12 protein-coding genes and 1 tRNA gene are annotated in these 13716 nt (G+C 72.1%); 3 read left to right on the top strand and 10 right to left on the bottom strand.

Going from position 1 to position 13716, the window contains the following annotated elements; all coding sequences use genetic code 11:
• Positions 1-25 precede the first annotated feature (25 nt).
• The 8 genes from AB0302_RS07195 to AB0302_RS07160 form a co-directional block, all read right to left on the bottom strand.
• Complete coding sequence (locus AB0302_RS07195) at positions 26-3529, bottom strand: DNA-directed RNA polymerase subunit beta (protein ID WP_248116042.1); 3504 nt, start codon at positions 3527-3529, stop codon at positions 26-28.
• 272 nt (positions 3530-3801) lie between these two features.
• Positions 3802-4185 carry a 50S ribosomal protein L7/L12 gene (gene rplL, locus AB0302_RS07190; protein WP_248116043.1) on the bottom strand — a complete coding sequence of 128 codons (384 nt, stop codon included), beginning with the start codon at positions 4183-4185 and terminating at the stop codon, positions 3802-3804.
• Between the two features lie 69 nt (positions 4186-4254).
• Positions 4255-4776 carry a 50S ribosomal protein L10 gene (rplJ, locus tag AB0302_RS07185; RefSeq protein ID WP_248116046.1) on the bottom strand — a complete coding sequence of 174 codons (522 nt, stop codon included), beginning with the start codon at positions 4774-4776 and terminating at the stop codon, positions 4255-4257.
• Positions 4777-5111: 335 nt separating this feature from the next.
• Positions 5112-5819 carry a 50S ribosomal protein L1 gene (gene rplA / locus AB0302_RS07180; protein ID WP_298711736.1) on the bottom strand — a complete coding sequence of 236 codons (708 nt, stop codon included), beginning with the start codon at positions 5817-5819 and terminating at the stop codon, positions 5112-5114.
• A gap of 82 nt (positions 5820-5901) precedes the next feature.
• Positions 5902-6333: a 50S ribosomal protein L11 gene (rplK, locus tag AB0302_RS07175; protein ID WP_366371022.1), complete on the bottom strand. Its 432-nt coding sequence runs from the start codon at positions 6331-6333 to the stop codon at positions 5902-5904.
• A gap of 133 nt (positions 6334-6466) precedes the next feature.
• On the bottom strand, positions 6467-7387 hold the full coding sequence (gene nusG / locus AB0302_RS07170; protein WP_366371021.1) for a transcription termination/antitermination protein NusG: 921 nt from the start codon (positions 7385-7387) through the stop codon (positions 6467-6469).
• A gap of 110 nt (positions 7388-7497) precedes the next feature.
• On the bottom strand, positions 7498-7749 hold the full coding sequence (gene secE / locus AB0302_RS07165) for a preprotein translocase subunit SecE (RefSeq protein WP_248116162.1): 252 nt from the start codon (positions 7747-7749) through the stop codon (positions 7498-7500).
• A 78-nt stretch (positions 7750-7827) separates the two neighbouring features.
• Positions 7828-7900 (bottom strand) — tRNA-Trp (locus AB0302_RS07160).
• 178 nt (positions 7901-8078) lie between these two features.
• Here AB0302_RS07160 and AB0302_RS07155 point away from each other — a divergent pair.
• Complete coding sequence (locus AB0302_RS07155; protein ID WP_298711742.1) at positions 8079-9287, top strand: pyridoxal phosphate-dependent aminotransferase; 1209 nt, start codon at positions 8079-8081, stop codon at positions 9285-9287.
• A 69-nt stretch (positions 9288-9356) separates the two neighbouring features.
• On the opposite strand, the gene AB0302_RS07150 is transcribed toward AB0302_RS07155, so the two are convergent.
• Positions 9357-10043, bottom strand: coding sequence for a response regulator transcription factor (locus AB0302_RS07150; protein WP_366371019.1), 687 nt, complete (start codon positions 10041-10043; stop codon positions 9357-9359).
• Complete coding sequence (locus AB0302_RS07145; protein WP_366371017.1) at positions 10040-11347, bottom strand: PspC domain-containing protein; 1308 nt, start codon at positions 11345-11347, stop codon at positions 10040-10042. Before AB0302_RS07145 ends, AB0302_RS07150 begins: the two co-directional genes overlap by 4 nt.
• A 96-nt stretch (positions 11348-11443) precedes the next feature.
• Here AB0302_RS07145 and AB0302_RS07140 point away from each other — a divergent pair, with 96 nt between their 5' ends.
• Together AB0302_RS07140 and AB0302_RS07135 are read left to right on the top strand one after the other, a co-directional pair.
• Positions 11444-12505, top strand: a complete 1062-nt coding sequence (locus AB0302_RS07140; protein WP_366371015.1) for a PspC domain-containing protein — start codon at positions 11444-11446, stop codon at positions 12503-12505.
• A 175-nt stretch (positions 12506-12680) separates the two neighbouring features.
• Positions 12681-13712 (top strand): ATP-dependent 6-phosphofructokinase, encoded by a 1032-nt coding sequence (locus tag AB0302_RS07135; RefSeq protein WP_366371013.1) that lies wholly within the window; start codon positions 12681-12683, stop codon positions 13710-13712.
• The last annotated feature ends 4 nt before the right edge of the window (positions 13713-13716 follow it).

Here is a 13716-nt window from a genome sequence, read left to right as displayed (position 1 = left end):
TGGTGGGATGCGGGAGTCAGCGGGATCAGACTTCCTCGACCGAGCTGGGCTCGGCGTGGGAGAGGTCGATGCCCAGCTCCTCGGCTGCGCGGTAGACCTCGTCCTCCGCGTCGCGCATCTCGATGGTCTGGCCGTCGGCGGAGAGGACCTCCACGTTCAGGCAGAGGGACTGCATCTCCTTGATGAGCACCTTGAAGGACTCCGGCACACCCGGCTCGGGGATGTTCTCGCCCTTGACGATGGCCTCGTAGACCTTCACGCGGCCGTGGATGTCGTCCGACTTGATGGTCAGCAGCTCCTGGAGGGTGAACGCGGCGCCGTACGCCTCGAGCGCCCACACCTCCATCTCGCCGAAGCGCTGGCCGCCGAACTGGGCCTTGCCGCCCAGCGGCTGCTGCGTGATCATCGAGTACGGGCCCGTGGAGCGGGCGTGGATCTTGTCGTCCACCAGGTGGTGCAGCTTGAGCATGTACATGTAGCCCACGGAGATCGGGTCCGGGAACGGCTCGCCGGAGCGGCCGTCGAACAGCTGCGCCTTGCCGTTGGTGCCCATGAGCCGGTCGCCGTCGCGGGTCTTGTTCACGTGACCCAGCAGGCCGGTGATCTCCTCCGCCTCGGCGCCGTCGAACACCGGGGTGGCGACGTTGACCGGGCCGGACTGGCGCGGGAAGTTCGGCAGGTTGCCGATCCACTCGGGCTCGCCCTCGATGTCCCAGCCGCGCGAGGCGGCCCAGCCGAGGTGCAGCTCCATGACCTGGCCCAGGTTCATGCGGCCGGGCACGCCCAGGGGGTTCAGGACGATGTCCACCGGGGTGCCGTCCGCCAGGAACGGCATGTCCTCCAGGGGCAGGATCTTGGAGATGACACCCTTGTTGCCGTGGCGGCCGGCCATCTTGTCGCCGTCGGTGATCTTGCGCTTCTGGGCGACATACACGCGCACGAGCTGGTTGACGCCCGGGGAGAGGTCGTCGTCCTGCTCGCGGTCGAAGATGCGCACGCCGATGACGGTGCCGGACTCGCCGTGGGGCACCTTCAGGGACGTGTCGCGGACCTCGCGGGACTTCTCGCCGAAGATGGCGCGCAGCAGGCGCTCCTCCGGGGTCAGCTCGGTCTCGCCCTTCGGGGTGACGCGGCCGACCAGGATGTCGCCGGCCTCCACCTCGGCGCCGATGTGGATGATGCCGCGCTCGTCGAGCTGGGCCAGCACCTCCTCGGACACGTTGGGGATGTCGCGCGTGATCTCCTCGGCGCCCAGCTTGGTGTCGCGGGCGTCGACCTCGTGCTCCTCGATGTGGATCGAGGTGAGGACGTCCTCCGAGACCATGCGCTGGGACAGGATGATCGCGTCCTCGTAGTTCAGGCCCTCCCAGGGCATGAACGCGACGAGGAGGTTCTTGCCGAGCGCGAGCTCGCCGTGGTCCGTGGCGGGGCCGTCGGCGATGATGCTCAGGCGCTCGACGCGGTCGCCCTCGGACACGCGGACGCGCTGGTTGTACGCGTTGCCCTGGTTGGAGCGGGAGAACTTCATGATCGGGTAGTGCGTCGTGGTGCCGTCGTCGTTCATGACGGTCACCAGGTCCGCGGCCACCTCGGTCACCACGCCGGGGGCGGTCGCGGTCACGGAGTCGCCCGCGTCCACGGCCACGTACTTCTCCATGCCGGTGCCGACGTACGGGGCCTGCGACTGGAGCAGCGGCACGGCCTGGCGCTGCATGTTGGCGCCCATGAGCGCGCGGTTCGCGTCGTCGTGCTCGAGGAACGGGATCAGCGCCGTGGCGGCGGAGACCATCTGGCGCGGGGACACGTCCATGTAGTCGATGTCGTCCACGGTGGAGAGCACGGGCTCGCCGCCGCCGCCGCGCTGGCGGCAGAGGACGAGCTCCTCGACGAAGGTGCCGTCGGCGTCCACCGGCGCGTTGGCCTGGGCGATCTGGAACTCGAGCTCGTCGTCCGCGGTCAGGTAGTCGACGTCGTCGGTGACGCGGCCGTCCACCACGCGGCGGTACGGGGTCTCGATGAAGCCGAAGGAGTTGATGCGGCCGAAGGTCGCGAGCGAGCCGATGAGGCCGATGTTCGGGCCTTCCGGGGTCTCGATGGGGCACATGCGGCCGTAGTGCGACGGGTGGACGTCACGGACCTCCATGCCGGCGCGGTCACGGGACAGGCCGCCCGGGCCGAGCGCGGAGAGGCGGCGCTTGTGGGTCAGGCCCGCGAGCGGGTTGTTCTGGTCCATGAACTGCGACAGCTGCGAGGTGCCGAAGAACTCCTTGATCGCCGCCACCACGGGGCGGATGTTGATCAGGGTCTGCGGGGTGATCGCCTCGACGTCCTGCGTGGTCATGCGCTCGCGCACGACGCGCTCCATGCGGGACAGGCCGGTGCGGATCTGGTTCTCGATCAGCTCGCCCACCGCGCGGATGCGACGGTTGCCGAAGTGGTCGATGTCGTCGACCTCGACGCGCACGTCGACGGTCTCGCCGTCGCGCGTGCCCTTGATGGACTTCTCGCCCGCGTGCAGCGCGGCGATGAAGTGCACCATCTGCACGAGGTCGTCCTCGGTCAGCACGGAGGCGTTCGGGTCGGCCAGGTGCACGTCCACGCCCAGCTTGCGGTTGAGCTTGTAGCGGCCCACCTTCGCCAGGTCGTAGCGCTTCGGGGTGAAGTACAGGTTGTTCAGCAGCGCCTGGGCCGCGTCGACGGCGGCGGGCTCGCCCGGGCGCAGCTTGCGGTAGATGTCCAGCAGCGCCTCGTTCTGGTCGGCGGTGCCGTCCTTCTCGAGGGTCGCGCGGATGGAGTCGTACTGGCCGAACTCCTCGAGGATGCGGGACTCGGTCCAGCCCATGGCCTTGAGCAGCACCGTCACGGGCTGCTTGCGCTTGCGGTCGAGGCGGACGCCGACCTGGTCGCGCTTGTCCACCTCGAGCTCGAACCACGCGCCGCGCGAGGGGATGATCTTGGCGGAGAAGATCTCCTTGTCCGAGGTCTTGTCCGGGGTGCGCTCGAAGTAGGCGCCCGGGGAGCGGACCAGCTGGGACACGACGACGCGCTCGGTGCCGTTGATGATGAACGTGCCGTTGCGCGTCATGAGCGGGAAGTCGCCCATGAACACGGTCTGCTGCTTGATCTCGCCGGTCGTGTTGTTCATGAACTCGGCCTTGACGTACAGCGGGGCGGCGAAGGTCGCGTCGCGGTCCTTGCACTCCTCCTCCGTCATCTTCGCGTCGGCGAACTCCGGATCGGAGAAGGACAGGGACATGGTGCCCTGGAAGTCCTCGATCGGGGAGATCTCCTCGAAGATGTCCGTGAGCCCGGAGGTCACGGGCACCGAGTGGTCGTCGACCGCGAGGGCCTGCTCCACTCGCGCGGACCAGCGCTCGTTGCCGATCAGGCGGTCGAACGACTCGGTCTGCAGCGCCAGCAGGTCCGGCACGTCCAGCGGCTCGGAGATCTTGGCGAAGGAGATGCGTCCGGCGGATGCGCCGGATCGCGGGGAGACAGTAGCGGTTTCATGGGTGCTCGAGGCGACCACGTAGGATCCTTCCACAGGCCTTCTGGGGTTCCGTTCGCTCCCCGTGCGCATGATGCGGACGGTGCGGGCCCACCGCTATATGAAGGCCACACGTCACCGTGCGGGCCGTCGGCGGTCAGGCCGTCCTCCAGGCAGCACGGAACAGGGGAGATGCAAAGATCCATCCTAACCCCGGGGTCCAGTCCTGTCCACCCACGCACGAGACCCCCGTCGCGCGATGCGCGACGGGGGTCTCGGGGCGAAGCGGTGAGATGCGGTTCAGGCCGCGATCATCACTTGAGGGTGACGGTGGCGCCGGCGCCCTCGAGCTGCTCCTTGGCCTTCTCGGCGGTCTCCTTGTTGACGCCCTCGAGGACCGGCTTGGGGGCGCCGTCGACGAGGTCCTTGGCCTCCTTCAGGCCGAGGGAGGTGAGGGCGCGCACCTCCTTGATGACGCCGATCTTCTTGTCGCCGGCGGCCTCGAGGATGACGTCGAACTCGTCCTTCTCCTCGGCGGCCTCGGCGGCGGGGGCACCGGCGCCGGCGGCGGCCATCGCCACGGGGGCGGCGGCGGTGACGTCGAACTTCTCCTCGAACGCCTTGATGAACTCGGACAGCTCGATGAGGGTCAGCTCCTCGAACGCGGCGAGCAGCTCTTCGGTGGTCAGCTTGGCCATGATGGCTCCTTTACGTGTACGTCTTGACTACGTGTGAAGTGGTGGGCCGTGCAGCCCGGGGTGGACTGCTCAGGCAGCCTGGTCCTGCTGGGCTCGCAGCGCCTCGACCGTGCGGGCGGTCTTGGAGAGCGGAGCCTGGAACAGGGCGGCAGCCTTGGACATGCTGCCCTTCATCGCGCCGGCGAACTTCGCCAGCAGCACCTCGCGGGACTCGAGGTCCGCGAGCTTCTTGATGCCGGCCTCGTCCAGGGGCTGGCCATCCATGAAGCCGCCCTTGAGGACGAGCTTCTCGTGATCCTTGGCGAAGTCACGCAGGGCCTTCGCGACGTTGACCGGGTCTCCGGTCACGAACGCGATCGCGGTGGGACCGGCGAGGTGGGCCTCGAGGCCCTCCATGCCGGCTTCCTTGGCCGCGATCTCGGCCAGCGTGTTCTTCGCCACGGCGTAGGTCGCATCCTGACGGATGGAGTCACGGAGCTGCTTGAGCTCGGACACCGTCAGGCCACGGTATTCCGTCAGAACAGCGGCGTTGGACTCACGGAACAGGTCCGTGAGCTCCGCCACCGCCGACTCCTTCGCGGACGTCGCCATGGCACTCCTCTCGATGATCGTGGGGACCGCCTGAGCCCCGGACAACGAGAAACGCCCCGTGCGGGTGCACGGGGCGTGGCGACACGGGACGGATCGGGCCTGACGGCCGTCGTCCTGGGACGGAGCTCTGCTGCACCTGCGCGGGCCGCCTCCGTTGCGGAGGTCCTTCGGTGATGGCGGCATGCCGACATCACGACCGGCGGTCTTCGGTCCGTCAAGGCTACACGGCCCCTCCCCCGGCCGCAAGTCGGCGGCCCTGGGGGACGACGACGGCCGGCCGCCCGTGAGGGCGACCGGCCGTCGTCGCGTGCGGACCCGCGGGCCCGCCTCGGGGATCAGGCCTGCTCGAACTCGACCGTGGTCACGTTCGGGTCCATCTGGACGCCGGGGCCGAAGGTGGTGGCCACGGTCGCCTTGGAGATGTAGCGGCCCTTCGAGGAGGACGGCTTCAGGCGGAGGATCTCCTCCAGGGCGGCGGCGTAGTTCTCCACGAGGGCCTTCTCCTCGAAGGAGGTGCGGCCGATGATGAAGTGGAGGTTGGCGTGCTTGTCGACGCGGAAGTCGATCTTGCCGCCCTTGATGTCGGACACGGCCTTGGCCACGTCCGGGGTCACGGTGCCGGTCTTGGGGTTCGGCATCAGGTTGCGGGGGCCGAGGACCTTGCCGAGGCGGCCGACCTTGCCCATGAGCTCCGGGGAGGCCACGGCGGCGTCGAAGTCCACCCAGCCCTCGGAGATCTTGGCGATCAGGTCGTCGTCGCCGACGACGTCGGCGCCGGCGGCGCGGGCGGCCTCGGCGCGCTCACCGGTGGCGAACACGACGACGCGGGCGGTCTTGCCGGTGCCGTGGGGCAGGCTCACGGAGCCGCGGACCATCTGGTCGGCCTTGCGGGGGTCGACGGACAGGCGGAGGGCGACCTCCACCGTGGCGTCGGACGTGGAGGGGTTGGTCTCCTTGGCGAGGGCGATCGCCTTGGCGGGAGCGTAGATCTCCTCGCCGATCGCGGCCTTGGCCGCCTTGTATGCCTTGCTGCGCTGTGCCATCTGCGTGCTTCTCCTTGTGCAGTCGTGGTCTGTCGGGCCGCGCTCGGCCCTGCCACTGAGGGGGTGATGAGGGGGGAGGGCGTCAGCCCTCGACGGTGATGCCCATCGAACGGGCGGTGCCCGCGATGATCTTGGCGGCGGCCTTCACGTCGTTGGCGTTCAGGTCCTCCATCTTGGTGGTGGCGATCTCCTCGCACTGGGCGTGGGTCAGCTTGCCGACCTTGTCCGTGTGCGGGGTGGAGGAGCCCTTCTGGACGCCCGCGGCCTTCTTGATGAGCTCGGCGGCCGGCGGGGTCTTGGTGATGAACGTGAACGAGCGGTCCTCGTACACGGTGATCTCCACCGGCACCACGTTGCCGCGCTGCGACTCGGTGGCGGCGTTGTAGGCCTTGCAGAACTCCATGATGTTCACGCCGTGCTGGCCCAGGGCGGGGCCGATGGGCGGAGCCGGGTTGGCGGCGCCGGCCTGGATCTGAAGCTTGATCAGACCGGAGACCTTCTTCTTGGGAGCCATGAGTGGATCCTTCTCTCACTTCGGGGACCCACGGCGCAGGAGCGCACCGTGGGAGTGTGGCCGCCGTGGCGCGGCGGCCGGTGCCGCCCTCGGGCCGGCAGGCGGCCGGCTCGGGGCGGAAGCGGGGGTGTCCTCAGATGACCTTGGTCACCTGGCTGAAGGACAGGGTCACGGGGGTCTCGCGCTCGAAGATCGAGACGAGGACCACCAGCTGCTGGGACTCCGGCTTGATCTCGGAGATCGTCGCCGGGAGGGTCTCGAACGGGCCGTCGTCGACGGTCACGGACTCGCCCACCTCGAAGTCCACGTGGACGGCGGGGGCGGCGGAGGGGAGGTCGGACGCCGGGACGGCCAGGCCGGCCTTCTCCGCGGCGCGCGTGGCCTCCTGGATCACGGACGGGGCCAGCATGTCGTAGACCTCGGTGAGGGTCAGCGGCTGCGGGGAGTGCGCGTCGTTGCCCACGAACCCGGTGACGCCGGGGGTGTGGCGCACGACGCCCCACGAGGCGTCGTCGAGGTCCATGCGGACGAGGACGTAGCCCGGGATGCGCACGCGCGAGACGATCTTGCGCGTGGTGTTCTTGATCTCCACGACCTCCTCCATGGGGACCTCGATCTCGTAGATCGCATCCTCCATGTCCTGGGTCTGGATGCGCGTCTCGAGGTTGGTCTTCACGCGCTTCTCGTAGCCGGCGTAGGTGTGCACCACGTACCAGTCGCCGGGCTGGCGGCGCAGGCGGGTGCGCAGCTCCTCGGCGGGGTCGACGACGGGCTCCTCCTCGGCAGGGGCGGCGTCCTCAGCGGGAGCGGTCTCCGCGGCCTGGGCGTCGGCGTCCTCCGTGGGGGCGGCCTCGACGTCGACGTCGGCGGCGGACTCGGCGTCGGCGGCCAGGTCGGCCTCCTGCACGGTGGCCTCGGCGGCCTCGTCGCCGTCGGCGGCCTCGCCCGGCACGGCCTCGTCCGTCTCGGGCTCGACGACGCCCTCTGCGGCGGCGGTCTCCTCGACGGAGACGGAGTCCTCGGGGGACTGACGATCCATTTCCTGCTCGGACACGGCTTCCTGCTTTCTGCTGACGGGGGTCGGACGACCCTCCACTGACGGGGGGCCTTGGCGTGCGGGCGTGTGGACGCCTCCTGCGCCGCGGGGCCCGGCTCGCGGTCCGCTCAGCGGCCGCCCGTGCCGAACGTCAGACCCGCCAGGGTGCCGAACAGCCAGTCCAGGCCCATCACCAGGAGGATCATGACCGCCACGAAGGCGAGCACCACTGCGGTCATGCGCAGCAGCTCCTCGCTCGTGGGGGTGACCACCTTGCGGAGCTCGTCCACCACCTGGCGCAGGAACAGGGCGATCCGCGCGAAGAGCCCACGGCGCTGCCTGTCCGGCGCCGGGGTGGAGCCCCCGCCGTTCGCCGCCAACTCAGTCACGTGGCCTCACTCAATCGGATCGCCGAAACGCTTGCACGCCTGTGCCGGGCACTTCAGCCCGGCACCGAGCAGGGCAGACAGGACTCGAACCTGCAACCTGCGGTTTTGGAGACCGCTGCGCTACCAATTGCGCCACTACCCTAGGTGTCCGCCTGCCGACTCCCGGGCGCTCGCCCAGGACCGTCATCGCGGTACCGAGCGTTCAGAATACGCCATGCCGGGCCGGGAGTCGAACCGGGGCGGCGCACTCACTACGCTGGCGTGCGGAGGCGTGCCCTCCGCACCTCGCTCCCGCCCTCGAACCGCCGAAGAAGGTCCCCATGGCTTCCCCCGCACGCCGCGTGTCCACCCGCCTCGCCGCCATCGCCCCGTCCGCCACCCTCGTCGTCGACGCGCGGGCCAAGGAGCTCAAGGCCGCGGGCCGCCCCGTGATCGGCTTCGGCGCGGGCGAGCCCGACTTCCCCACACCGGGCTACATCGTCGACGCGGCCGTCGCCGCCGCGCAGGACCCGAAGAACCACCGCTACTCCCCCGCCGCCGGCCTGCCCGAGCTGCGCGAGGCGATCGCGGCCAAGACCCTGCGGGACTCCGGCCTCGCCGTGGAGGCCTCCCAGGTGCTCGTGACGAACGGCGGCAAGCAGGCCGTCTACAACACGTTCGCCGCCCTGCTGGACCCGCAGGACGAGGTCCTCGTCCCCGCGCCGTACTGGACCACCTACCCGGAGGCCATCCGCCTGGCCGGCGGCGTGCCGGTGGACGTGTTCGCGGGCCCCGAGGCGGGCTACAAGGTCACCGTGGAGCAGCTCGAGGCCGCCGTCACGGACCGCACCAAGGTGCTCCTCTTCGTCTCGCCCTCCAACCCGACCGGCGCGGTCTACTCCCCCGAGGAGACGAAGGCCATCGGCGAGTGGGCCCTCGAGCGGGGCCTGTGGGTCGTCACCGACGAGATCTATGAGCACCTCACCTACGACGGCGTGCCCTTCACCTCGATCGTCGCGGCCGTCCCGGGCCTGGCGGAGCAGGCCGTGGTCGTCAACGGCGTCGCGAAGACCTACGCGATGACCGGCTGGCGCGTCGGATGGATGGTCGGACCGGTGGACGTCATCAAGGCGGCCACGAACCTGCAGTCGCACGCCACCTCCAACGTGGCCAACGTGTCCCAGCGCGCGGCCCTCGCCGCCGTCGCGGGGCCGCTGGACGCCGTCGAGGAGATGACGACGGCCTTCGACCGCCGCCGGACGGCCATGGTCGCGGCCATGAACGCCGTGCCCGGCTTCCACTGCCCCACGCCGGAGGGTGCCTTCTACGCGTACGTGGACGTCCGTGAGGCGCTCGGGAAGACGTACCGCGGAGGCGTCACCCCCACGACGTCGGCCGAGCTCGCCGCGTTCATCCTCGATGAGGCCGAGGTCGCCGTCGTGCCCGGCGAGGCCTTCGGCCCCTCGGGCTACCTGCGCCTGTCCTACGCGCTGGGCGACGACGACCTGGCCGAGGGAGTCGAGCGCATCCGCGCACTGCTCTCCGAGTGATCGCGGTCCTCGCCGGCCGCAGACCTGCGAGCCCCGCGCCGCCCGGCGCGGGGCTCGCCCGCATCCGGCTCAGGCGTATCCGCGGCGCGCGGCCCAGCGCGTGAGCTCGTGGCGGTTGGAGAGCTGGAGCTTGCGCAGCACGGAGGACACGTGGCTCTCCACCGTGCGGTCCGAGATGAACAGCTCGGCGCCGGCCTCCCGGTACGTGTAGCCCCGGGCCACGAGGCGCATGACGTCCCGCTCGCGGGAGGAGAGGCGGTCGAGGTCCTCGTCCCGGGCCGGCTCCCGGGCCTCCGGTGCCGGCGCCGACGGCGACGGCGGGCTCCCGCGGAACGCGTCGAGGACGAAGCCGGCGAGGCGCGGCGAGAACACGGCGTCGCCGCCGGCCACCCGCGCGGCCGCCTCCGTGACGTCGGCCCCCGAGGCGGTCTTCGTGATGTAGCCGCGGGCCCCGGCGCGGATCACGGCGACCACGTCCTCCGCGGCATCGGACACGGACAGCGCCAGGAAGCGCGTGCCCGGCCGCCGCTCCAGCACGCGCGCGGCCACTTCGGCCCCGCCGCCGCCCGCTCCGCCGGGCAGGTGCACGTCGAGGAGCACGACGTCGGGCTCCCGCTCGAGGACCTCGCGGACGGCGGCGTCGACGTCCCCGGCCTCGCCCACGATCTCGACCCGCGCCGGATCCAGGTCGGCGCGCAGTCCGGCGCGGAAGATCGCGTGGTCGTCCACGATCACGGCGGTGAGCGGGATGGTCATGCGGTCTCCTCCCGCGGATCGGTCGGGTGGGCGGGGTCGGCGGGCTCGGGAAGGGCCAGGTGCACCTCGGTGCCGCCCGGCCCGGAGCGGAGACGGGCCGACCCTCCTGCCCGGCGCATGCGGCCCAGGATCGACTCGCGCACGCCCATCCGGTCGGCGGGGACCTCGTCGAGGTCGAAGCCCGCCCCGCGGTCACGCACGAAGACCTCCGCGAGCCGCGGTGCGCCGTCGTCGTCGGTCACCTCGGCGAAGACCTGGACGTCCCCCGCGTGGCGCGCGGCGTTGAGGACGGCCTCCCGGGCGGCGGCCACGAGCGGCTCGAGCCAGGCCCCGGAGGCCTCGCCGACCGCGACCACCTCCACGCGGCGGCCGTGGGCGTCCTCGACCTCGGCCGCCGTCTCCTCGAGCCGTTCGCGCAGGGTCCCGCCGAGACGGGCCGCCTCGGGGAAGAGGAACCGGCGCAGCTCGCGCTCCTGGGCGCGGGCCACCCGGGCGACCGTCTCCGGGTCCTCGGCGCGCCGCTGGATCAGCGCCAGGGACTGCAGCACCGAGTCGTGCAGGTGCGCCGCGATCTCGGCGCGCTCGGCGTGGACCGCGAGCGCCGTGCGCTCCTCGTCCCGGCGGCGCTGCCACGCCAGCAGGTAGGGCATGGCCACCAGGGCCGCCCCGGCCAGCATGGCGACGGCGACCACCAGTCCCAGCCACAGCTCGCCCGAGCCGACGGCGCCCACGGCGAGGGCCAGCACGGCGAGGAGCACGAGCCCCGATCCGAGGGCGAGGCGCACGAGGCGGCCGCCGCGCTCCCCGCGCCCGCCCCGGCCGAGGTCCAGCTGCATCCACGCGAGCCCGAGGCCGATCACGAGCACCGCCACGGGGCCCACGAGCGCCCAGTCCACGTCCACGCCCAGCCCGTCGGCCGCCACGATCCCGCCGACGCCGAGCAGGACCGCGGCGAGCAGCAGCGGCCAGCCGCCCTCCCGGACGCGCTCGGCCACCTCGGGCAGGCGTGCGGCGAGCGTGGGGGCCGGGCCGGCGACGCCGTCTGCCGCGGGGGTGCCGGGCGCGTCCTCCGGCATGAGCAGCCAGAGCCAGGCGTAGAGCGCCGCCCCGGCGCCGCCGGCCAGGGTGAGCAGCACGAACCCCCAGCGCACCGCCGCGCTGGAGAGGCCCAGGTGCCGGGCGACGCCGGCGGCGACCCCGGCCACCGGCCGGTCGGCGCCATGCCGGGCCAGCGGAGGGCGCGCGGGCGAGGCCGGACGCACGGGACCCGTCGGTGTCGGCGCGGTGGGGACGGCGGGGCTCATGGCTCCATCCTGCCCGTCCCGTGCACGGGGCACATCCGGGACCGGATCCGGGACATCCCGGATGTGCCCGGGGCGGCGGCGGACCACGATGGAGGCATGAGCACCGCCCACGGATCCTGGCCCCCCTCCCCCGCCGACGTCCAGGACGACGCCGGCGCACTCCCCTCCTGGCTGCGCCGCGCGGTCGAGTCGTGGGGCGTCCGCCGCGACGACTCCTCCTGGGTGGCCGGCGTCCTCGGCGGCGTCGCCCGCCGCTACGGGATCGACCCCCTGCTGGCCCGCGGCGCGTTCGTGGCCCTGTGCGTCGTGTCCGCCGGGCTGGGCCTGCTGGCCTACGCGGCCGCCTGGGCCGTGCTCCCGGACGCGCAGGGGCGGGTGCAGTACGGCCGCCTGCGCCGCGGCGAGTGGACCGACGCGACCGTGGCGATCGCCGTGATCGGCGGCATCGGCGCCCTCAACGTCCTCGTGGGCGCGGGGTTCACCCTGCTCGCACCGGCCGTCGGCGGGCCGGGCTCGCTGCTCGGCCTCGCCGCCGTCGCGGTGCTGGTCTGGTGGCTCGTGACGCGGTGGGACGCCGACGCGCAGCAGCGCGTCACCCCCACGGCGACGCCGGAGCGCGGGCGCGTGCACAGCGAGCCCGCCTGGTATGCGCGGCGCCGAGAGACCTCGGCGGCGCCCGCCTCCGCTGACGAGCACGGCTTCCACGCGGACTGGATCGACCCGGACACCGGCGCGTGGCGAGAGCAGACGCACTCCCGCGAGCACCGCGCGGCCGCCCGACTGGCCGAGGAGCAGGCGCGCACCGTCGCCCCCGCATTCCGGGCCCCCGGGCGCAGGCCGATGCGGGCGAAGGGCGGGTCCCACGGACCCGGCGGCAAGCCCGTCCTCGGACGCGGCGCGCAGGCGGTCACCTACCTCCTGGCGGCGGGAACCGCCCTGACGGTCCTGCTGTCCATGCTCCTGGGGAACGCGGTGCCGAGCGCGACGCTGCTCCCCGTGCCACCCACCTCGGCCGCCCTGGCCGTCATCGTCGTCGCGATGACCGGCGGCCTGCTGCGGGGCCGCCGCCCCGGCACCCTCGCCCCGGTGAGCGGGGTCCTCGTGGGCGTCACCGCCGTGCAGATGGCCGCCCACCTCCTCTTCGCCCCCCTCACGTGAGCCAGGCGTCCACGATCCCCGCCGAGCGAGCGCTCTCGGGGCCTGACATCCGACGAAGGCGCACCGGCGCGCTGCCCTCCGAGTGCGGCCCGACGGGCGGCCGTCCCCTGACGGCCGCCCTCCGGCATGCCTAGGGTGAGGGGGACCCCGGCAGAACACCCTCGAGAGGACCCCCATGCGCGTCGGAATGCTCACCTCCGGAGGCGACTGCCCCGGCCTCAACGCCGTCATCCGGGCGGCCGTCCTTCACGGCATCAAGACCTACGACATGGAGATGGTGGGCATCCGGGACGGCTGGGCCGGCCTCATCCGCAAGGACGTCGAGGAGCTGCCCCGCACGCGGGTCCGCGGCCTCGCGAAGCAGGGCGGCACCATCATCGGCACGTCCCGCACGCACCCGTACGACGCCGACGGCGGCGGCCCGGAGAACATGCTGCGCAGCGTGCGCGAGCTGGGCCTGGACGCCGTGATCGCGATCGGCGGCGAGGGCACCCTGGCCGGCGCCAACCGCCTCGCCCAGGACGGCCTGCCGATCATCGGCGTCCCGAAGACCATCGACAACGACCTCCAGGGCACCGACTACACGTTCGGCTTCGACACGGCCGTGCAGATCGCCACGGACGCGATGGACCGCCTGCGCACCACCGGCGAGTCCCACCACCGCTGCATGGTGGCCGAGGTCATGGGCCGCCATGTCGGGTGGATCGCCCTGCACTCCGGCATGGCCGCCGGCGCCCATGCGATCCTCATCCCCGAGGTCCGCACGCCCATGGAGCAGGTGGCCGAGTGGGTCACGCAGGTGCACGAGAAGGGCCGTTCGCCGCTCGTCGTCGTCGCGGAGGGCTTCATCCCCGAGGGCCAGGACGACCCGCTGGCGGACGCCGGTCTGGAGGCCTCCGGGCGCCCCCGCCTCGGCGGCATCGGCGAGTGGGTCACGCGCGAGATCGAGACCATGACCGGCATCGAGACCCGCAGCACCGTGCTCGGGCACATCCAGCGCGGCGGCGCCCCGACGGCCACGGACCGCGTGCTCTCCACGCGCTTCGGCATGGGCGCCGTGGACCTCGCGGCGCAGCGGCGCTGGGGTCAGATGGTGGCGGCGAACGGGACGGAGATCATCTCCATCCCCATGAGTGCGGCGCTCAAGGGTCTCAAGTCCGTCCCGCGCTCCCGGTACGACGAGGCCGCCGTCCTCTTCGGCCGCTGATCCC

The sequence above is a fragment of the Micrococcus sp. NPDC078436 genome (assembly GCF_040702705.1).
Lineage (GTDB): Bacteria > Actinomycetota > Actinomycetes > Actinomycetales > Micrococcaceae > Micrococcus.
The sequence above is the reverse complement of the archived record's forward strand: the minus strand, read 5'-3'. Positions and strand labels throughout refer to the sequence as shown.